This is a genomic window from Streptomyces sp. DSM 42067 (assembly GCF_055792885.1).
The window spans coordinates 2,095,827-2,116,080 of the sequence record NZ_CM147706.1 but is presented as its reverse complement, the minus strand read 5'-3'; the positions used below and the strand labels follow the sequence as shown (position 1 = coordinate 2,116,080).

The 20,254-nt window shown below is 71.7% G+C and carries 16 protein-coding genes; 12 read left to right on the top strand and 4 right to left on the bottom strand.

Annotated features, from left to right (window positions below; translation table 11 throughout):
* Nucleotides 1-53: 53 nt before the first annotated feature.
* On the bottom strand, nt 54-971 hold the full coding sequence (locus ACSMXV_RS10045; protein ID WP_473178876.1) for a 5'-3' exonuclease: 918 nt from the start codon (nt 969-971) through the stop codon (nt 54-56).
* A gap of 354 nt (nt 972-1,325) precedes the next feature.
* Here ACSMXV_RS10045 and ACSMXV_RS10040 point away from each other — a divergent pair, with 354 nt between their 5' ends.
* From ACSMXV_RS10040 to ACSMXV_RS10010, 7 genes are all read left to right on the top strand, one after another.
* Nucleotides 1,326-2,504 carry a quaternary amine ABC transporter ATP-binding protein gene (locus ACSMXV_RS10040; protein ID WP_473177332.1) on the top strand — a complete coding sequence of 393 codons (1,179 nt, stop codon included), beginning with the start codon at nt 1,326-1,328 and terminating at the stop codon, nt 2,502-2,504.
* Nucleotides 2,497-5,121, top strand: coding sequence for an ABC transporter permease/substrate binding protein (locus ACSMXV_RS10035; protein ID WP_473177331.1), 2,625 nt, complete (start codon nt 2,497-2,499; stop codon nt 5,119-5,121). The genes ACSMXV_RS10040 and ACSMXV_RS10035 overlap by 8 nt, the downstream gene beginning before the upstream one ends.
* A gap of 318 nt (nt 5,122-5,439) precedes the next feature.
* On the top strand, nt 5,440-6,147 hold the full coding sequence (locus ACSMXV_RS10030) for a hypothetical protein (protein WP_473177330.1): 708 nt from the start codon (nt 5,440-5,442) through the stop codon (nt 6,145-6,147).
* 14 nt (nt 6,148-6,161) lie between these two features.
* Nucleotides 6,162-6,437, top strand: a complete 276-nt coding sequence (locus ACSMXV_RS10025; RefSeq protein ID WP_473177329.1) for a hypothetical protein — start codon at nt 6,162-6,164, stop codon at nt 6,435-6,437.
* 227 nt (nt 6,438-6,664) lie between these two features.
* A complete protein-coding gene (locus tag ACSMXV_RS10020) occupies nt 6,665-7,231 on the top strand; it encodes a helix-turn-helix domain-containing protein (RefSeq protein WP_473177328.1) in 567 nt (188 codons plus the stop codon).
* A 124-nt stretch (nt 7,232-7,355) separates the two neighbouring features.
* The gene (locus tag ACSMXV_RS10015) at nt 7,356-8,105 is read left to right on the top strand and encodes a helical backbone metal receptor (protein WP_473177327.1); all 750 of its coding nucleotides are present in this window, start codon (nt 7,356-7,358) and stop codon (nt 8,103-8,105) included.
* Nucleotides 8,106-8,643: 538 nt separating this feature from the next.
* Nucleotides 8,644-9,612 (top strand): aminoglycoside phosphotransferase family protein, encoded by a 969-nt coding sequence (locus tag ACSMXV_RS10010; RefSeq protein WP_473177326.1) that lies wholly within the window; start codon nt 8,644-8,646, stop codon nt 9,610-9,612.
* Between the two features lie 212 nt (nt 9,613-9,824).
* Here ACSMXV_RS10010 and ACSMXV_RS10005 read toward each other — a convergent pair whose 3' ends face one another.
* Both ACSMXV_RS10005 and ACSMXV_RS10000 read right to left on the bottom strand, forming a co-directional pair.
* Nucleotides 9,825-10,517, bottom strand: a complete 693-nt coding sequence (locus ACSMXV_RS10005) for a gamma-glutamyl-gamma-aminobutyrate hydrolase family protein (RefSeq protein WP_473178875.1) — start codon at nt 10,515-10,517, stop codon at nt 9,825-9,827.
* 139 nt (nt 10,518-10,656) lie between these two features.
* Nucleotides 10,657-11,382, bottom strand: a complete 726-nt coding sequence (locus ACSMXV_RS10000) for a FadR/GntR family transcriptional regulator (protein ID WP_473177325.1) — start codon at nt 11,380-11,382, stop codon at nt 10,657-10,659.
* Between the two features lie 88 nt (nt 11,383-11,470).
* Between ACSMXV_RS10000 and ACSMXV_RS09995 the strand changes: the two genes are divergently transcribed.
* The 3 genes from ACSMXV_RS09995 to ACSMXV_RS09985 are packed head-to-tail and all read left to right on the top strand — an operon-like array spanning nt 11,471 to nt 15,028.
* Complete coding sequence (locus ACSMXV_RS09995) at nt 11,471-12,847, top strand: glutamine synthetase family protein (RefSeq protein ID WP_473177324.1); 1,377 nt, start codon at nt 11,471-11,473, stop codon at nt 12,845-12,847.
* Between the two features lie 8 nt (nt 12,848-12,855).
* Nucleotides 12,856-14,229 (top strand): aldehyde dehydrogenase family protein, encoded by a 1,374-nt coding sequence (locus ACSMXV_RS09990; RefSeq protein WP_473177323.1) that lies wholly within the window; start codon nt 12,856-12,858, stop codon nt 14,227-14,229.
* A gap of 7 nt (nt 14,230-14,236) precedes the next feature.
* Nucleotides 14,237-15,028 carry a 3-oxoacyl-ACP reductase gene (locus ACSMXV_RS09985; RefSeq protein ID WP_473177322.1) on the top strand — a complete coding sequence of 264 codons (792 nt, stop codon included), beginning with the start codon at nt 14,237-14,239 and terminating at the stop codon, nt 15,026-15,028.
* 121 nt (nt 15,029-15,149) lie between these two features.
* On the opposite strand, the gene ACSMXV_RS09980 is transcribed toward ACSMXV_RS09985, so the two are convergent.
* Entirely contained in the window at nt 15,150-16,352 is a 1,203-nt protein-coding gene (locus ACSMXV_RS09980) for an amino acid deaminase/aldolase (protein WP_473177321.1), read from the bottom strand.
* A gap of 1,467 nt (nt 16,353-17,819) precedes the next feature.
* Between ACSMXV_RS09980 and ACSMXV_RS09975 the strand changes: the two genes are divergently transcribed.
* Both ACSMXV_RS09975 and mycP read left to right on the top strand, forming a co-directional pair.
* Nucleotides 17,820-19,058: a hypothetical protein gene (locus tag ACSMXV_RS09975; RefSeq protein WP_473177320.1), complete on the top strand. Its 1,239-nt coding sequence runs from the start codon at nt 17,820-17,822 to the stop codon at nt 19,056-19,058.
* Complete coding sequence (mycP, locus tag ACSMXV_RS09970) at nt 19,055-20,245, top strand: type VII secretion-associated serine protease mycosin (protein ID WP_473177319.1); 1,191 nt, start codon at nt 19,055-19,057, stop codon at nt 20,243-20,245. Before ACSMXV_RS09975 ends, mycP begins: the two co-directional genes overlap by 4 nt.
* Nucleotides 20,246-20,254 lie beyond the last annotated feature (9 nt).

The following is a 20,254-nucleotide window of genomic DNA, read 5'->3' as shown; positions in this document are numbered from 1 at the left end:
CGCGCATTACCTATACGTCGTACCTCACAAACCGCCCTTACTCCGCTGCCACCTCACTTCACAGGACTCTCCCGCAGAGTCGAGAGCAGGCGCTGCAGCGAACCTCCGAGACCCCAGCGCGCTGCGAGAATGTCCAGCTCAACCGGGTCGCGGGGGGCGCGAGGCAGTGCGAGCCGCACGTCCGGCAGCGGGACGTCCGCGGCGACGCGCACGACTGTCGGTGCGACGGCGAGGTACGGCCGTGCCTCGTCGAGCCGCTTGCGCTGCGCCGGCGTGAGCGCCGACGCCGGGTCGTCGACCGCGGCCATGATCCCGGCGAGATCGCCGTACTGAGCGAGCAGCTTCGCGGCCGTCTTCTCGCCGATCCCGGACACGCCGGGCAGCCCGTCGCTGGGGTCACCGCGCAGCAGCGCGAGATCCGCGTACCCCGGGCCGTCCACACCGTACTTCTCGCGCAGCCATGACTCGTCCGTGGCCTGCAGGGTGCCGACGCCCTTCAGCGGATACAGCACGCGCACGCCGCGCTTGTCGTCGACGAGCTGGTACAGGTCCCGGTCGCCGGTGACGATGTCGACGGGACCCGGGGCGTGCGTGGCATAGGTGCCGATCACATCGTCCGCCTCGTACCCCTCGACGCCCACGCGCGCGATGCCCAGCGCGTCCAGGACGGCCTCGATGACCGGCACCTGCGGCGAGAGCGTGTCCGGCACCTCCTCCACGTCCGGACCGACCTCGACCTCCTCCGCTACGCGGTGCGCCTTGTACGAGGGGATCAGCTCGACCCGCCACTGCGGGCGCCAGTCCGCGTCCATGCAGGCCACCAGGTCGTCCGGCTGATGGTCGCGGACCAGGCGGTCGATGAAGTCGAGCAGGCCGCGCACGGCGTTCACCGGAGTGCCGTCCGGGGCCTTCACCGAGTCCGGGACCCCGAAATAGGCCCGGAAATACAGGGAGGCGGTGTCGAGGAGCATGAGCCGTCGGGTTCGCTGAGTCACGTTCGCATCATGCCGCACGGCACTGACAGCCCATGCCTGTCCCGGGCCGACAGCCCATCCCTGCCCCGGCCGACAGCCCCGCCGTACGGCACGGCCGCCGATGCCCGCGAGATGCCACACCCTCTACGTGACAGAAGTGACGGGCCTGTGAACTGAACCACTCTTGCGTTTGACCTGCATAAGCCCGGGCAGGCGCGCTCCCGGAGCGGATCCGGTCGCAATTTCAACCAACTCGGTCGAACTCGGTCGGTCAGACGGGCAGACCCCGTGCCGCTCCACGGCCCGCCGGCGGGGGAGGCGGGCCGTGTTCGTTCTACCCGAGAGGTTTATGTGTCCAGGCTGCAAGCAGAGCACCTGTACAAAGTGTTCGGCAGACGACCCGATAGCGGGGTGGAGAGGCTTCGCCAGGGAGCCGACCGTGACGAGCTGCGTGCCGAGGGCACGACCGCCGCGGTCATCGACGCGTCCTTCACCGTCGAGCCCGGCCAGATCTTCGTCGTCATGGGTCTGTCCGGATCCGGGAAGTCCACGCTGCTGCGCATGCTCAACGGACTGCTCGAGCCGACGGCGGGGCAGGTGCGCTTCGACGGCCAGGACCTCACCGCGCTGAGCGCGCGCGAGCTGCGCGAGGTCCGCTCCAAGAAGATCAGCATGGTCTTCCAGCACTTCGCGCTGTTCCCGCACCGCAGCGTCCTCGACAACGCCGCGTACGGCCTGGAGGTGCAGGGCGTCCCGCGCGCGGAGCGCGAGAAGCGCGCCACCGAGGCGCTGGAGCTCGCGGGCCTGAAGGGCTGGGAGCAGTCCTGGCCCGACGAGCTGTCCGGCGGTATGCAGCAGCGCGTGGGCCTCGCCCGCGCGCTCGCCACGGACGCCGACCTGCTGCTCATGGACGAGTCGTTCAGCGCGCTCGACCCGCTGATCCGCCGCGACATGCAGGACCAGCTCCTCGAGCTGCAGAAGCGGCTGAAGAAGACCATCGTCTTCATCACCCACGACCTCAACGAGGCCATGCGTCTCGGCGACCGGATCGCCGTCATGCGCGACGGCCGCATCGTCCAGATCGGCACGGCCGAGGACATCCTGGTCACCCCGGCCAACGACTACGTCGCCGCGTTCACCCAGGACGTCGACCGCTCCCGCGTACTGACCGCGGGCGCGATCATGGCGGACCCTGAGACGGCGTACGGCACGAAGACGCCCGAGGGCAGGGAACTGCGCACCGCGCAGGACGTGCTCGACGCCGCACCCGCCACCGTCTCCGCCGACACCCCGATCATCGAGCTGTTCACGCCCTGCTCCACCAGCGGCGTGGCGGTCGCCGTCATCGGCGCCGACGGCGAGCTCGTCGGTGTCGTACCGCGCGCCCGGCTGCTGGCCGTCCTCGGCGAGCCGATGACGCCCGCCGACCAGAAGCAGGACGCCGCCGGTGTCCCCGCCCCCGCACAGGCCGCCGACGACGCGGCAAGCAGCGGCGACGAGGCCGAGGGCAAGGTGATCGCCGGTGCCTAGGATCCATCTCGGCGACTGGGTCAACGACGGCGTCGACTGGCTCGTCAACCACATGGCCTGGCTGTTCGACGCCATCAAGGCGGTCGTCGACGGCATGTACGACGGCATCAACGCCGTCCTGTCCGCCCCCGAGCCGCTGCTGCTCGTGGGCATCCTCGCGGTCATCGCCTGGTGGCTGCGCGGCCTCGTGCCCGGCGTGCTCACCTTCGCCGGGTTCGCGCTGATCGACTCGCTCGAGCTGTGGGACGACGCCATGTCGACCCTGTCGCTCGTGCTGGTGGCGACCATCATCGCGCTGGTCATCTCGGTGCCGGTGGGCATCTGGGCGGCCCGCTCCAACACCATCAGCGCCCTCGTACGGCCCGTCCTCGACCTCATGCAGACGATGCCGGCGATGGTCTACCTCATCCCCGCCATCCTCTTCTTCGGCATGGGCGTGCCGTCCGGCATCGTCGCCACGCTGATCTTCGCGCTGGCCCCGGGCGTACGGATGACCGAGCTCGGCATCCGCCAGGTCGACAAGGAGCTCGTCGAGGCGGCGGACGCCTTCGGCACGACCCCGCGCAACACCCTGCTGCGCGTGCAGCTGCCGCTCGCGCTGCCCACGATCATGGCGGGCGTCAACCAGGTGATCATGCTGGGCCTGTCGATGGTGGTCATCGCGGGCATGGTCGGCACCGGCGGCCTCGGCGGCGCGGTCAACGAGGCGATCGGCAACCTCGACGTCGGCCTCGGCTTCGAGGCGGGCATCGCCATCGTCATCCTGGCGATCTACCTGGACCGGATGACCGGTGGCCTCGGCAGCCAGCTCTCGCCGCTGGGCCGCCGCGCGGCCGCCAAGGCGCGCGCCGCTGTGGGCGGCCTGAAGATCTGGAACCACCAGCCGCGTCCCGCGGTCGCGGTCGTCGGCGTCGTCGTCCTCGCGCTCGTCGCGGGCGGCATGGGCGTCTTCGGCTCCGGTCCGGCCTCCGACACCGCCTCGGCGTCCACGGACGTCGGCAAGGGCAAGCAGGTCGACATCGGCTACATCCCCTGGGACGAGGGCATCGCCTCCACGTACCTGTGGCAGGAGATCCTCGAGCAGCGCGGCTTCGAGGTCGACACCAAGCAGTACGCCGCCGGGCCCCTCTACACCGGTCTCGCCCAGGGGCAGATCGACTTCCAGACCGACTCCTGGCTGCCGACGACGCACGCCGAGTACTGGAAGAAGTACGGGAACAAGCTCGACGACATGGGCGAGTGGTACGGCCCCACGTCGCTGGAGCTCACCGTCCCCTCGTACATGAAGGGCATCGACTCGCTCGAGGACCTCAAGGGCAAGAGCGGCGAGTTCAAGGGCAAGATCATCGGCATTGAGCCGAGCGCCGGCATGATGGGCATGCTCAAGGACACGGTCCTCAAGGAGTACGGCCTGGAGGGCGAGTACGAGGTCGTGGACGGCTCCACGCCCGCGATGCTCGCCGAGCTCAAGCGCGCGTACTCCAAGAAGGAGCCCATCGTCGTCACGCTGTGGTCGCCGCACTGGGCCTACAGCGACTACGACCTGAAGAAGCTCAAGGACCCGAAGGGCGCCTGGGGCGAGGGCGACGACATCCACACGATCGCCCGCAAGGGCTTCGCCTCGGAGAACCCCGAGGTCGCCGAGTGGCTCAAGAACTTCAAGATGACCGAGGAGCAGCTCACCGGTCTCGAGGCGCAGATCCAGAAGTCCGGCAAGGGCAAGGAGCAGGAGGCCGTCCAGACCTGGCTGAAGAAGAACCCCGGTCTGGTCGACAAGTGGGCCCCGGTCGCGAAGTCGGCCAAGGGCGCCAAGGGCCAGGGCGAGGCGGCCCGGACGCTGAACGTCGCCTGGTTCCCGTGGGAGGAGGACATCGCGATCACGTACCTGTGGAAGCACGTCCTCGAGGACCGCGGCTACACGATGAACCTCAAGCAGTTCGCCGTCGGCCCGATGTACACGGCGCTGTCCCAGGGCGAGCTCGACGTGCAGTTCGACGGCTGGCTGCCGTACACGCAGAAGTCGTACTGGGACAAGTACGGCGACGACCTCAGCGACCTCGGCAGCTGGTACGGGCCGACGTCACTGGAGCTCGCCGTCCCGTCGTACGTCAAGGACGTGAAGTCGCTCGAGGACCTGAAGGGCAAGGGCGACACCTTCAACGGCAAGATCATCGGCATTGAGCCCGGCACGGGCACGATGAACCTGCTCAAGAACGATGTGCTGCCCGGCTACGGCCTGGACAAGGAGTACGAGGTCGTCGACGGCTCGACGCCCGGCATGCTGGCCGAGCTCAAGCGTGCGTACGCGAAGAAGGAGCCGATCGCGGTCATGCTCTGGACGCCGCACTGGGCGTACAGCGAGTACGACCTGACCAAGCTGAAGGACGACAAGGGCCTGTTCGGCAAGGGCGACACGATCCGCACCATCGCCAGCAAGGCGTTCCCGGAGCAGTACCCGCAGCTGACGAAGTGGATCAAGGACTTCAAGATGAGCGAGGCGGAGCTCGCCGGCCTGGAGAACGAGATCAAGAACCGCGGCAAGGGCCAGGAGGAAGAGGCCGTCGCTGCCTGGGTGAAGGAGAACCCGGGGATCGAGGAGCGGATGGCTCCGCAGTAATTCGCGGTCGGACAGTAATTCGCAGTCGGACAGTAATTCGCAGTCGGACAGTGATTCTCAGTCGGACAGTGGTCCGGCAGTGATCCGACCGGAGTCCGAGCGGGCTTCGACCGGAGTCCGACCGGGCTTCGACCGGGCCTCGGCCGGAGGCCGACTGGATCTCCCGTGAGGGGTGGGCGTCGCCGTTGTGGCGAAGCCCACCTCTCATCTCGTTCCCGTGGCCGCCGGCCGTTCGTACGCTCGATGGCACGCCTGCCTCGCAAGCCCCACAAGTCCCATCCCGCCCCGTCCCGTCCCGCCGACCGTAAGACGACATCAGTGACCGCCGCTGCCCGCAGCCTCCTCCGGCACCTTCCCTTCGCCGCCGCAGTTGCCGTCGTCGTGGCCGCGCTGCTGGTGCTGGCGCAGATACCGAGGGCGAGTGCGGCGCCCGCCTCCATCGCCACCGCCCGGCTCGCGGAACTGGCCGGGGACATACGCACCGCGGACGGGTACCGCTACGGCGTGGCCGACCACACCGGCCGCTCCATGGACGCCGCGCAGATCGCTCAGGCGCCCGACGGCACCTACCTGGCCGTCTACCACACGTTCCTCGGCGACGGGCGCTTCCACGCGTCCGTCGCCACCTCCACGGACCTGCTGCACTGGCAGCGCCGCCACGACTTCGGCCCCGGCACCCACCAGGCGTCCCTCGCCCACGACGGGAGGGGCGGCTATGTCCTCGCCTACGAGAAGGATCCGGACAACCACATCGCCGTACGCGGTTACGACGACCTCGACGCGCTTCTCGCCGGGCAGGCCGACCGGGCGTACGACGCACCCCGCACCCTCTCGCGCTGCGCCGAGGGCACGCCCAGCATCACCGCCGTCCAGGGCGACACCATCCGGATCACCGGCACTACCGGGCGGACTGCGACACCGACCGCCAACTCCGCGCAACGCTCACGGACTTCACCCACTGGCGCGCCGAGCCCGACCGCCGCCTCGACCGGGCCGTCCAGTCATGGGGCAACGCCGGGAACATAGGCGATCGCGCCCCGTTGCGGCTCTACGGCCTGCGTGTGGTGCTTATCGAGGGCCAGAGGTGGCGTAACGATTTCGCCAGCTGGCAGACCTTTGCATACGATCCCGTCACGGGCCGCGCCGACCGGCTCGCCATCCGCACCCACGGCGGCAGCAGCGCCTTCGCCAACCCTTCGGCCACCCTGATCACTGCTCCGAACGGCCGTCCGGCACTGCTGATGAGCTTGTTCGTTCCCCAGGAGGGAGCGGCGCCCGGAGAGTCGGGCCAGCTGCTGTACTGGCGCGGGCTGTGAGGCCTCGGCCTGCGGCAGGGTGAGTGCTAACGACCCGCCATTGTGTTGACAACCATGTGACGGGCAGATGAAACCGTTTGCCGAACATGCGTAGGGTGCAGAGAACTCAACAGGGCCCGGAATCTCCACCGGGCTCGTAAGGTCACGTGGGCCGGACGAAACATCCGCCGGTGCCCGGAGACCGTGACAGGCCCGACCATGACGATGCACAGGAGGGAGCCGAAGCGATGGACGACAGCAAAGAGACCCTTCGGGTAGGCGCGGCCGTCCGGCGGCGGCGCAGGGCACTGGAGCTCACCCTCGCCGTCGTGGCCGAGCGCAGCGGTCTCTCTGTGCCGTTCCTGAGCCAGGTGGAGAACGAGCGTGCGCGCCCCAGCATGCGCTCCCTCCAGCGGGTCGCCGACGCGCTGGGCACCACGGCCGTGGAGCTGCTCGCCGCCGCCGACCCGGCGCGCAGTGTCGCCGTCGTCCGGGCCGAGGCGGCTCCCGGCCCCGTCGGCGAAGTCCACGTACGCCCCCTGGTGTCGGGCCGCCACCAGATGCACGCCCTGGAGTTCACCGGCGACCAGGACGCCGGGCGGGAGTTCCACCACCGCAACGACAAGTTGATGTACGTGGCCGACGGTGCGGTCGAGGTCGAAGCGGAGGGCAGGGCCTACCGGCTCGGCCGCGGCGACACCCTGTATCTGACCGGTGGCGCCCGGCACCGCTGGCGGGCCACGGTGCCGGACACGCGCGTGCTCGTCGTGGCCGTCGCGGAGTACATCGAGGCGGCGGAGGACCCGCGCCGCTGACCGGTTCTCCGCCGGCCCATCGTGCTCATCCGATTCAGCCAGTTCATCCGGTTCATCGGGTCCTGTTCGGAGAGCCGGATGCCGTTATCCGTTCGAGCGTTCGAGTGGAGCAAGTGGGGTGATCATGACCGGCGCACGCGTAGTCTCACTGGTGCCGTCGCTGACCGAGGCGATCGCGGCGACGCTGCCGGGAGCGCTGGTGGGGGCCACCGACTGGTGCAGCCACCCCGCGGACCTCGACGTCGTACGCATCGGCGGCACCAAGAACCCGAAGACCGACCGGATCGCCGAACTCGCCCCGGACCTCGTGATCGCCAACGAGGAGGAGAACAGGGAGCCAGACCTCGACGCCCTGCGGGCGGCGGGCATCGAGGTGCTCGTCACCGAGGTCCGCGGCGTGCCGGCCGCCTTCCGCGAGCTGGACCGCGTGCTGACCGCGTGCGGGGCGCGTACGCGGCCGCGCTGGCTCGACGAGGCGGAGACGGCGTGGTCGGACGGCGCCCTGCCGCTCGACTCCGGGGGCCCGGAATCCGGGCGCCGCATCCGGGCCTTCGTGCCCGTCTGGCGGCGGCCCTGGATGGTCCTGGGCCGCGACACCTTTGCCGGCGACGTACTGGCCCGCCTCGGCGTCGACAACGTCTACGCGTCCCACCCCGAGCGCTACCCCCGCATCCCCCTCGGGGAGCTGCACGCCTCAGCCCCGGACCTGATCGTCCTCCCGGACGAGCCGTACCGCTTCACCGAACAGGATGGCCCGGAGTCCTTCCCCCAGCCGGCGGCCCTGGTCAGCGGCCGCCACCTGACGTGGTACGGCCCGTCCCTCGGCGAGGCCCCGCGGGTCCTGACCGCAGCACTGCGAGCAGCGTGCGGCTAGCCGCCGCGGGCAGCGCGCCGCTTGACGGCCGCGGCATGCTGCTGTGGGCGCCGTGCCGTTACCACCCCAGGCACCGCGCCGATACCACCGCAGGCACCGCGCCGATACCACCGCAGGCACCGCGCCGATACCACCGCAGGCACCGCGCCGATACCACCGCAGGCACCGCGCCGATACCACCGCAGGCGCCGTGTCGCTACCGCAGCGGGCAGCGCGCCGCTACTGCTGTGGGCAGCGCGCCGCCTCCGCTGTGGGCGCCGCGCCGCCTCCGTGCCGCTACCGCTGTGGGCAATCGTTCCGCTGGGCTGGGGGCACCTCCCACGCCCTTAAGGCAGCGGGGGAGGGCGGGCACACCCCACGACGGCGGGCGCCCGGCATCGTTCCGTACCCCGAACGGCGTAACGGCAACGCCCCGCGGACCCGCACGCCTGAGGGGCCCCGCAGGCTGCGGCGCCCGCCGACGGGGGCGGGCACCCACCCCGCTCCACGCGCAAAAATGAGGTAGCGCGCGCCCAAGAGGGCGCGAATCATGGCGGACATGACTCTCACCGCCCCTCCGGCCGGCGGAGTCCGCACCCCCTGGGAGCACCTCCCGGTCCACGTGCGCGGCGCCGTCGCCAACGTGCTCGGCGCCCCCGTGATCGACGCGGCCACGCAGCGCGGCGGCTTTTCACCGGGCGTCGCCGCCCGCGTACGCCTCGCCGACGGCCGCCGCGCCTTCGTGAAGGCGGTGAGCGCCGAGGCCAACCCGGACAGCCCCGACATGCACCGCACCGAGGCCCGCAACGCCGCGGCCCTGCCCGAGACCATAGCGGCGCCCCGCCTCCTCGGCTCGTACGACGACGGCACCTGGGTGGCCCTCGTCTACGAGGACATCGTCGGGCACCAGCCCCATGTGCCGTGGCGCGAGGACGAGTTCCACCGAGTCCTCGAGGCCGTCAACGACCTCGCGCACGCCCTGAGCCCGTCCCCGGTCGAGGCCCCGACCGTCGCCGAGCGGGAGGCGGACGCCTTCCGTGGATGGGAGCAGTTGATCGCCGCGAGGGACACCCACGCGCTCGACCCGTGGGCCCGCCGCCATCTGCACGATCTCGCCGAACTGGCCGCCCCCTGGGCCGACTTCGCCGCAGGCGACACGCTCGCCCACGGCGATCTGCGCGCCGACAACATGCTGCTCACCGCCGACGACCGCGTCGTCTTCGTCGACTGGCCCCATGCGTCTCTCGCCGCGCCGTGGTTCGACCTCCTCGTCATGCTGCCGTGCGTACGCGCCCAGGGCGGTCCGGACCCCGAAGAGGTGTTCACCAGCCATCCGCTGGGCCAGGACGCCGACCCGCGGGGTGTCACCTCGGTGCTCGCCGCCCTCGCCGGCTTCTTCGTGCAGCAGGCGCGCCGGCCCGCCCCGCCCGGACTGCCGACGGTCAGGGCCTTCCAGTACGCGCAGGGCGAGGCCGCCCTCGAATGGCTCAGGAAGCGCCTGCGGAAGCGGCGGAGGAAACAGCGCTGAGCGCTCCGCTGGAAGTCCGGTGCGTCGACCGCGGGTCCGTTGTGGCTGGTCGCTCCCCCCAAGTTCTCGGCTTCTCCCCCAAGCTCTCGACTTCGCTCGAGCAGGGGACCCCCAGAACAGGGGGGACCCCCATCGCGGCGGAGCCGCATATCGATACAGCCGCGCGCCCCTTTGGGGCGCTGCCGAACCGCACCGGACTCCGCGGGACCCGCTTAGGCTGCGGAAGACGCAGCGCTGACCAGCGCCCGCATCACCCGCAGGTCCTCGCCCATCTCCGGATGCCACTGCACGCCCAGCACCCAGTGGGGACCCGGCAGCTCCACGGCCTCGACGGTGCCGTCCTGGGCGTGCGCGCAGACCCGCAGGCCTTCGCCCAGCCGGTCCACCGCCTGGTGGTGGTACGTCGGTACGGACGTCTCCTCCGGGACGGCGTTCGCGTACCGCGTGCCCGGCACCGGCGTCACCGGGTGCCGCCCGAACACGCCCACGTCCTTGGTGTGGCCCTCCAGGTGCTGGACGAGGTTGCCGCCGAGGGCCACGTTCAGCAGTTGCATACCGCGGCAGATGCCGAGCAGCGGCGTGCCGGACGCCAATGCCGCGTCGATCAGGGCGAGTTCCCATGCGTCCCGCTCGCGGGCGGGCGGCCCCGTGCGCGGGTCGCGTTCCGCCCCGTACCGCACCGGCTCGACATCCGGACCGCCCGCGATGACGAGCCCGTCCAGCCGCGCGAGCGCGGATTCAGCGTGCGCGGGGTCGTCCGGCGGCAGCATCGCGGCCAGTCCGCCCGCGGCCTGCACGAGCCGCGGATAGCCGGCGGGCAGCAGCGCCGCGTCCAGCTCCCAGGCGCCCCAGCGGGCCCCGGACTCGAGATAGGTACTGACACCGATCAGCGGCCTGCTACTCACCATGCACCCCTTCGACGTACGTGGCGCCTGTGTGCGACTGCGACCTGGCGCGCGGCGCGTTCAATGGAACAAAGTCAAACCTTTGCGGCACTCTCCAGCGGAAATCAAGCCCCGCGTCACAGTGCCGGTCAACCGCTGCTCACGTCAGGAAACCCCGCAGCAGCGCCGCCGTGCCCGCGCAGTGCTCACGCATGATCTCGCGCGCCCCGTCGGCGTCCCCGTCGAGCACCGCCTCCACCAGGGCGGTGTGCTGGTGCTGGGAGTGCTCCAGGTTCCGTACCAGCAGCGGAATGCAGTCCAGCAGGTCGTTGACCTGCGCGCGCACGGCCGCGTACTGGGCGGCCAGCGACGGTGACCCGCACAGCTCCGCCAGCGTCAGGTGGAGCAGCGTGTCGCGCCGCCGGTAGTCGGCGAGCGGTGCGTCTTGGGTCCCGGCGAGGGCGTCCCGCAGCCGCCGGGCCTGCTCGCCCGTCAGCCCGGGTGCCGCGCACAGTCCGGCGGCCCCGACCTCCAGCACCTCGCGGAACCGCAGCACATCCTCGACGTCGGTCTTCTCGATGCGCCGCCGCAGCTCGTCCTCGCCGGGTATGCCGGTCCGCGGTACGACGAACGTGCCGCCGTAGCGCCCGCGCCTGGACTCCACGAGGCCCTCGTCCTGCAGGACCTTCAGTACCTCGCGCAGCGTCACGCGGCTGATGCCGAGGCGGTCGGCCAGCTCGCGTTCGGACGGCAGCCGCCCGCCGCCGGGCACCAGACCGAGCCGGACCACCTGGAGGATCTGCTCCAGCGCCTCCTCGAAGCCGTTGCCGGCCCGCACCGGCCGGAGCACCGGTGCCAGCCGGTCGTCGGCGTCGGCCCCTGACATACGGGCGTACCCCCTTCCGAAGCCCTTCCCAAGCAATGGTTCCCAGGAATACCTTAAGTGGCCTCGGCTGACCGAAGGAGGCCCTCCCGTGGCAGACGGCACAGCAAAACGCACACCCCCGCTCAGTGTCGAGGAACTGCACGCACTCGTCGCGAGCGGCGAGATCGACACCGTCGTCCTGGCCTTCCCCGACATGCAGGGGCGGCTCCAGGGCAAGCGGTTCGCCGCGCGCTTCTTCCTCGACGAGGTCCTCGACCACGGCACGGAGGGCTGCAACTACCTTCTCGCCGTCGACACGGAGATGAACACGGTCGACGGCTACGACATGTCCTCCTGGGACCGCGGCTACGGCGACTTCGCCATGCACCCCGACCTGGCCACGCTGCGCCGCGTCCCCTGGAACGAGGGCACGGCCATGCTCATCGCCGACCTCGCCTGGAACGACGGCTCGCCCGTGGTCGCCGCGCCCAGGCAGATCCTCCGCCGCCAGCTCGAGCGGCTGGCCGAGCACGGCTTCAGCGCCCAGGTCGGCACCGAACTAGAGTTCATCGTCTTCAAGGACACGTACGAGCAGGCCTGGGACGCGAACTACCGTGGCCTGACCCCGGCCAACCAGTACAACATCGACTACTCGGTGCTCGGCACGGGCCGTATCGAGCCCCTGCTGCGCCGGATCCGCAACGACATGGCGGGCGCGGGACTGACCGTCGAGTCCGCCAAGGGCGAGTGCAACCCCGGCCAGCACGAGATCGCCTTCAAGTACGACGAGGCCCTCGTCACCTGCGACCAGCACGCCGTCTACAAGACCGGCGCCAAGGAGATCGCAGCCCAGGAAGGCGTCTCGATCACCTTCATGGCCAAGTACAACGAGCGCGAGGGCAACTCCTGCCACATCCACCTCTCGCTCGCCAACGCGGACGGCGACAACGCCATGGCCGGTGCCGGACCGGGCGGCATGTCCGAGGTCATGCGCCACTTCCTCGCCGGCCAGCTGGCCGCCCTGCGCGACTTCTCGCTCCTCTACGCCCCCAACATCAACTCGTACAAGCGGTTCCAGCCCGGCTCCTTCGCGCCCACCGCCGTCGCCTGGGGTTACGACAACCGCACCTGCGCCCTGCGCGTCGTCGGCCACGGCCGCTCGATGCGCTTCGAGAACCGGCTGCCGGGCGGCGACGTCAACCCGCACCTCGCCGTCGCGGGCCTGGTGGCGGCCGGTCTGTACGGCATCGAGCAGAAGCTGGAGCTGCCGGAACCCTGCGCCGGAAACGCGTACGCCGCGGACTACGAGCACGTCCCCACCACCCTCCGCGAGGCCGCCGAGCTCTGGGAGACCAGCCCCATCGCCAAGGCCGCCTTCGGCGACGAGGTGGTCGCGCACTACCGCAACATGGCGCGCGTCGAGCTGGACGCCTTCGACGCCGCGGTGACCGACTGGGAGCTCCGCCGCTCCTTCGAACGCATGTGAGGCCCTTCTTGTCGTACGAGTCTTGCGAGCTCCAGGTACTCAATCCGGCCACCGAGGAGGTCGTCGCAACCGTCCGGGGCGCCACCGCTCAGGACGTGGACGCGGCCGTCGTACGTGCCGCCGATGCCCAGGCGCGGTGGGCCGCCCTCGCTCCCGCCGACCGGGCGCGTGCGCTGCGCCGCTTCGCCGCCGTCGTCGACGAACACCTCGAAGAACTCGCCCGGTTGGAGGTCGCCGAGGCCGGCCACACCATCGGCAACGCCCGCTGGGAAGCGGGCAACGTCCGCGACCTGCTGGACTACGCGGCCGGGGGAGTGGAGCGGCTGAACGGCCGCCAGATCCCGGTCCCCGGCGGACTGGACGTCACACTCCTCGAACCCCTCGGCGTGGTCGGCGTCATCGCGCCCTGGAACTTCCCGATGCCGATCGCCGCCTGGGGCACCGCCCCCGCACTCGCGGCGGGCAACGCGGTGATCCTCAAGCCCGCCGAGACCACGCCCCTGACCGCGCTCCGGCTGGCCGGACTCGCCCTGGAGGCGGGGCTTCCCGAGCACCTCTTCCAGGTGCTCCCGGGGGAGGGACCGGTAGCCGGGAACGCGCTCGTCGAACACCCGGGAGTCGCGAAGATCGTCTTCACCGGGTCGACGCGGGTCGGCAAGCAGATCATGGCGAAGTGCTCCGACCGCGTGAAGCGCGTGACTCTCGAACTCGGCGGCAAGAGCCCCAACATCGTCTTCGCCGACGCGGACATCGAGGCGGCCGCCCTCAGCGCGCCGATGTCGTTCCTCGACAACTCCGGCCAGGACTGCTGCGCCCGCACCCGCATCCTCGTCCAGCGCACTGCGTACGACCGCTTCCTGGAACTCCTCGCCCCGGCCGTCGAGTCCGTCGTGGTCGGCGACCCCACCGACGAGAAGACGCAGATGGGCCCGCTGATCTCCAAAACCCAGCTGGAGCGGGTCACCTCGTACGTCGCTGGGGACGCGCCCGGAATCCGAGGCACCGCGCCCCAAGGCCCCGGCTTCTGGTTCCCGCCCACCGTCCTCACCGATGTCGACCCGCACGCGCGCGTGGCCGTCGAGGAGGTCTTCGGGCCGGTCGCGGTCGTCCTGCCCTTCGAGGACGAGGACGACGCGATCCGGCTCGCCAACGCCACCGAGTACGGCCTCTCGGGCTCGATCTGGACGCGCGACGTGGGCAGGGCGCTCCGCGTCTCCCAGGCGGTGCGGGCAGGCAACCTGTCCGTCAACTCCCACTCCAGCGTCCGCTACTGGACCCCCTTCGGCGGCTACAAGCAGTCGGGGCTCGGCCGCGAGCTGGGCCCGGACGCCCTGACCGCCTTCACCGAGACAAAGAACGTCTTCATCAGCACGGAGGCCTGAGCCACTCATGACCGAGCAGACTGAGCAGCCCATCTGCCGCCGCCTCGTCGGCCGTACCGCCGTCATCACCGGAGCCGGCAGCGGCATCGGCCTCGCCACCGCGCGCCGGCTCGCCTCGGAGGGCGCGAACGTCGTCTGCGGCGACGTCGACGAGGTGCGCGGCAAGGCCGCAGCCGAGGAGGTCGGCGGAACCTTCGTGAAGGTCGACGTCACCGACCCCGAGCAGGTGGAGGCGCTGTTCAAGACCGCGTACGACACCTACGGAAGCGTCGACGTGGCCTTCAACAACGCGGGCATCTCACCGCCCGACGACGACTCCATCCTGGAGACAGGCCTGGAGGCGTGGAAGCGGGTCCAGGAGGTCAACCTCACCTCCGTCTACCTGTGCTGCAAGGCAGCCATCCCGTACATGCGGCGCCAGGGCAAGGGCTCCATCATCAACACCGCGTCGTTCGTGGCCAGGATGGGCGCCGCGACCTCGCAGATCTCGTACACCGCCTCCAAGGGCGGCGTCCTGGCCATGTCCCGTGAGCTTGGCGTGCAGTTCGCCCGCGAGGGCATCCGCGTCAACGCGCTCTGCCCCGGGCCGGTCAACACCCCGCTGCTGCAGGAGCTGTTCGCGAAGGACCCGGAGCGTGCCGCGCGGCGCCTCGTCCACATTCCCGTGGGCCGGTTCGCCGAGGCCGAGGAGATCGCAGCCGCGGTGGCGTTCCTGGCGAGCGACGACTCGTCGTTCGTCAACGCCACGGACTTCCTCGTGGACGGGGGGATTTCGGGGGCGTACGTCACGCCGCTGTAGTCCCGTGTCCGGCCCGGTGAAGCACCCGCCACCGGCCGACGCGGTGACGCGGCGGCGGGGCGGGGCCGCCGGGCGACGGCTGGACGGCATTCCGCCTCACCATGTCCTTCCGCAGGGCGCCTCAGAGGAACGTGCGCCCCTCGCCCCGGTACGTCGGCACGGTCGCCGTCACGGTCTCCCCCTGGACCAGGTGCAGCTCCTCGAACCGTTCGCACAGTTCCCCGGCCTTGGCGTGCCGGAACCACACCTTGTCGCCGATCAGCAGATCGTCCGCAGGGCTACCCAGCAGCGGGGTCTGCACCTCCCCGGGCCCTTCCTGGGCGTCGTACCGCAGGCCCTCCGGCAGATACGGCACCGGCAGCCGGTCGGTGCCCGCGGCCCCCGACGCGGGGTACCCGCCGCCCAGCACGGTCACCACGCCCACCCCCGGCCTGCGGACGACGGGCTGCGCGAACAGCGCGGCCGGACGCCCGCTGAACGACGTGTAGTTGTCGAAGAGCCGGGGCACGTACAGCCCCGAGCCGGCCGCGATCTCCGTGACCGCGTCCTCGGCGGCGGTGTGCTGCACGCTGCCCGTGCCGCCGCCGTTCACGAACTCCAGATCAGGCGCCACGGCGCGCACCGCGCGTACCGCCTCCGCACGGCGCTCGGCGAGCTCACGCCGGGCCGCCGCCTGCATCAGCCGGACCGCACGCGACCGCAGAGGCCGCCCGGCGACCGAGTCGCCGACACCCGCGATGTGCCCCTCGTACCCCATCACGCCGACCAGCCGGAACCCCGGCCGACGAGCCACCACACGGGCCATCTCGGCGAGTTGGGCGGGGGAGCGCAGGGGGGAGCGCAGCGCTCCCACCCGTATCCGTCCGCCGAGCAGCCGCAGCGAGGTGTCCAGTTCCAGACACACCCGTACCTCCTCGCGACCGCCGTCCCGGGCGTCGTCGATGAGATGAAGCTGCGCCGGGTCGTCGATCATCACGGTCACGGCGCCCGCGAGCTTGGGGTCGCTCGTCAGCTCGGCGTACGCCTTCCGGTCAGCCGACGGATAGGCGAGCAGGATGTCGTCGAACCCGGAACGCGCGAGCCAGAGCGACTCGGCGAGTGTGAACGACATGATCCCGGCGAACCCCTCACGGGCCAGCACGCGTTCGAGCAGCGCCCGGCAGCGAACGGACTTGCTGGCGACCCGGATCGGCTTGCCTCCGGCCCGCCGTACGAGATCCGCGGCGTTGGCGTCGAAGGCGTCCAGATCCACGATCGCGACGGGGGCCTCGAGGTGGGCGGTGGCCCGGTCGTACCGGGCTCGGTCGCTGGCACGGGCAGTCATGGCCGAAGCCTGCCAGACTGGATTACCGCAGGGTAGGGGGATGTTCCGGGCAGATCACCCTGGCCCGTGGGACCGGTTCCCGTTCGAGCCGTGTCAGCCCGTAGAGTGACGCGCACGCAGGGAAGTACGCGACGCGCCTGTGCCTGAAGGGCGACGGGCCGCTCCCGGCCGGTCTGCCTCGGGGGCCGCGGCCGGGCACCAGGAAACGGGGGGTGCATGAGCGCCGAACCACGACGCGCCCCTACCCCGCCGCGCCCGGCGACACCTCCTCGTACACCTGCGGACGCGAGCCTGGACGGTGCCCGGTCCCGGGCTTCGGAAGAGCGCCCGGAACGGGGCGAGCCCCGGCTGCCGGAGACGGACGGGTCCCGGTCGGCTGATCCGGACCGGGCGGCGGCACAGGCCGGAGGGCTGCAGGGTTCTGCGGATCATGTGCGCTCGGTGGAGGGCGAGGCGGCGGTGTCCGCGGACGGTTCGGGCCGTCTCCCGGAAGGCGCGCAGGCAGCCGGGCGCAGTGGCGAACAGACGCAGCCGACGCAAGACGGAGCCCGCTTCCCGCTGCCGTTGCCCACCTCAGCCGCATGGGAGAAGGCCGCGCCTGCGGGCCCGCCGCCCCCGGCAGCTTCGGCGCGCTTCCCGGATGCACCACCACCCCCGGCGCCCTTCCCCGGGGCCCCGGCGGCACATCCGGGATCGGTGCGTCGTCCGGAAACGGCGCCGGACTCGGGGGGTTCCGTGAGCGGACCGGATGCCTCGTCGGCATCGGCGGGTTCCGTGCGCGCCCCTGATGCCTCGATGGCCTCGGGGGATTGCGTGCGCACCCCTGACGCCCCGTCGGCATCGGGGGGTTCCATGCGCCCCCCGGAAGCCCCAGCGGCACCGCCGGGATCAGTGAGCCCCCCGGACCCCTCGTCGGCATCGACGGGATCAGTGACCATCTCGGCCCCCTCGTCGGCACCGAGCGGATCAGCGCGCACCACCAACGCACCGCCGACACCGACTGGTTCGACGCGCCTCCCGGATGCCGCACCGGATGCCGCACCTGTCGCTCCCGCAGTTCCACCGCGCCCGCCGGTGGCTGTGCCGCCGCGACCGACGGTCGCTCCTGGAGCCGGCGAGTGGAGCGACGCAGGCGGGTCCGGCCGCACGGCGTCCGGCGACGGCGTACGGCCGGTCGAGGGGGCACGCCCTGCGGACGGCGTACGCCCGGTCGATGGGGCACGCCCCGGTGAAGGCGTAAGCCCGGTCGATGGGGCACTCCCCGGTGACGGCCCACGCCCCGGTGACGGCCCACGCCCCGGCGACGGCGTACGCCCGGTCGTACCGCCTCGGCCCACCGCACCTCCGAGCGCCGGTGCCCGGGACGCCGCCTTCCCGCCGCCCCCGCCGACTCCACCCGCGCGTCCGCTGGTTCCTCCGGCCCGGTCGGCGGCTCAGGCCGTGGTGCCCGCGCGGGCGGAGGACGACGTGGCCGGACGCGTGGCGTCGGGCCCGGCGTCCGAGGACGACGGGCCGAAGGGTGGGCTGCCCGGTTCCGGGTCGTCCGTGGCTTCCGCGGAGCGGCCCGCCGAGACAACCACCCGTCTGCGCCCCATCACGGACGACAGCCGACCGGGTAGCGCCGGAACGCGCGCGACGGCGTCGTCGTCCGCCGAGACTGCGGCCCCCCGAGCCCCGGTTGCCGCGTCCTCGGCCACGACCCCGGCCGCCGGTATGCCCATCGCCGCGTTCCCACACGCCACCGGCCCTACGCCCGCGTTCCCGACGGTTCCAGGGCCCTCACGTACTGCAAGTACCGCCCGTACCGCGAGCACCGGCACTGCGGATGGAACCGCCACCCACGCCGTCGGTCCGACGCCCGGCCCGGGAGCCGGACGGCCGTACGTCTTCTTCGCGCAGCCCGAGGCGTACGACGACGACACCACACGACTGCGGCCCATCGTGGCGGCGCGGAGCCGGACGCGGGCCGCGGCCGCCGTGGCCTGCGTCGTGCTCGGCCTGGGGCTCATCGGCGGCGCGGCGACCGGGAGTTGGCTGACCGGAGACAGCTCCGCGGCGGCCGGCGGCCAGAGCTCCTTCGCGGCGGCCGGCGATCTGTGGCACAGCGTTCCCGTCGACCAGCTCTTCCCGCCCGTCGTCAAGGGCGAGGGCACGGGCCCGGGCGGAGCCGACCGCGTCTGGACGCGGATCGCGGTCGCCCCGGACAGCGGGTGCAAGACCGCCTTCGACCCGCTGCTGCACAAGGCGCTGGCTCCCGTCGGCTGCCTGCGCCTGCTGCGCGCCACCTACACGGACGCCACCCGCAGCAACGTCACGACGGTCGGACTCATGTTCACCAAGGCCGATGCCGAGGGCATGGGCGCGCTGCACACCCGTTTCGAGGACGAAGGGCTCGACCGGCGCACCGACCTGATGCCCCATCCGTACCCGGCGAAGGGCACGGTCGCCGACGACTTCGGCGACGACCAGCGGGCGTCGTGGACCATCTCGGTACTCACCGACGCCCCGGTCGTCGTCTACGCGGTCTCCGGTTTCGCCGACGGCCGCACCGTCGAGGAACCGCAGCCCGCCGCTGCCGCCATGAAGTCCGGCGCCACCACGGCCCCCGCCCAGGCGGGTCTGGGCCACGAGGCGAAGGGACTCGCCGACCGTATCGAGCGGAGCCTGCGCAAGACCGTCACCGCGGCCACGGAGAAACCCTCATGAAGCGCATCGGGCCCGCCCTCCTGGCCGCCCCCCTCGCCTTCGTACTCGCCCTGCTCCCCGCCACCGCGGCCCACGCCGACACGATCCGCGCGCGCCAGTGGGGCCTGGAGGCGCTCCACACCCAGGAGGCATGGCGTACGACGAAGGGCAAGGGCATCACCGTCGCCGTCCTGGACACCGGTGTGGACGGCACGCACCCCGACCTCGCGGGGAACGTGCTCCAGGGCAAGGACATGGTCGGTTTCGGCGCGGAGCGCGGCGACAAGTCCTGGGCGCAGCACGGCACCGCCATGGCCGGGATCATCGCGGGCCACGGACACGGCGTGGGCAACGCCGACGGCGTGCTCGGCGTCGCTCCAGAGGCCAAGATCCTCCCGGTCCGGGTGATCCTGGAGGACGGCGACCCGTCCCGGAAGAGGGCTCGCAGCACCCGCGGCAACGCCCTCGCCGAGGGCATCCGCTGGGCCGCCGACCACGGCGCCGACGTCATCAACCTCTCGCTGGGCGACGACTCCAAGTCGGCCCACCCGGAACCCTCCGAGGACGCGGCCGTCCAGTACGCGCTCAAGAAGGGCGCTGCCGTCGTCGCCTCCGCCGGCAACGGCGGCGAGGAGGGCGACCACATCTCGTACCCGGCCGCCTACCCCGGCGTGATCGCGGTGACCGCCGTCGACCGCTACGGCACGCGCGCGTCCTTCTCCACCCGCCGCTGGTACGCGACCGTCAGCGCGCCCGGCGTGGACGTCGTCATCGCGAACCCGGACCGCGACTACTACGAGGGCTGGGGCACGAGCGCCGCAGCGGCCTTCGTCTCCGGCGCCGTCGCGCTCATCCGCGCCGCCCACCCCGGCCTGGACCCCGCCCAGATCAAACAGCTCCTCGAGGACACCGCCCGCAACCCTCCGGCCGACGGTCGCGACGACTCCCGCGGCTTCGGCCTCGTCGACCCCGCGGCCGCCATCCGCGAGGGCGCCGACCTCCCGCCGGACGACCTGCGCGCGGCGGCATACGGCAAGAAGTACTTCGGCCCGGGCCCCAGCGACTCCGGCTCCGGCGGAGGCTCGACGGACTGGATCGGCCCGCTCGCGGGCGGCCTGGGCGCCGTGCTGCTGGCGGCAGCGGTGGTGCTGTGGCGGGGACGAGGACGCGGCCCCGGCCTGGACGCGGCTCGCCGCCCGGGCGGCTGACCCGACGCC

What these genes read in the sequence shown, in the direction of transcription:
- ACSMXV_RS10045 (WP_473178876.1), bottom strand. Translation starts at nt 971, where the DNA reads ATGCTCCTCGACACCGCCTCCCTGTATTTCCGGGCCTATTTCGGGGTC.
- ACSMXV_RS10020 (WP_473177328.1), top strand. Translation starts at nt 6,665, where the DNA reads ATGGACGACAGCAAAGAGACCCTTCGGGTAGGCGCGGCCGTCCGGCGG.
- ACSMXV_RS10015 (WP_473177327.1), top strand. Translation starts at nt 7,356, where the DNA reads ATGACCGGCGCACGCGTAGTCTCACTGGTGCCGTCGCTGACCGAGGCG.
- ACSMXV_RS10010 (WP_473177326.1), top strand. Translation starts at nt 8,644, where the DNA reads ATGACTCTCACCGCCCCTCCGGCCGGCGGAGTCCGCACCCCCTGGGAG.
- ACSMXV_RS10000 (WP_473177325.1), bottom strand. Translation starts at nt 11,382, where the DNA reads ATGTCAGGGGCCGACGCCGACGACCGGCTGGCACCGGTGCTCCGGCCG.
- ACSMXV_RS09985 (WP_473177322.1), top strand. Translation starts at nt 14,237, where the DNA reads ATGACCGAGCAGACTGAGCAGCCCATCTGCCGCCGCCTCGTCGGCCGT.
- ACSMXV_RS09980 (WP_473177321.1), bottom strand. Translation starts at nt 16,352, where the DNA reads ATGACTGCCCGTGCCAGCGACCGAGCCCGGTACGACCGGGCCACCGCC.
- mycP (WP_473177319.1), top strand. Translation starts at nt 19,055, where the DNA reads ATGAAGCGCATCGGGCCCGCCCTCCTGGCCGCCCCCCTCGCCTTCGTA.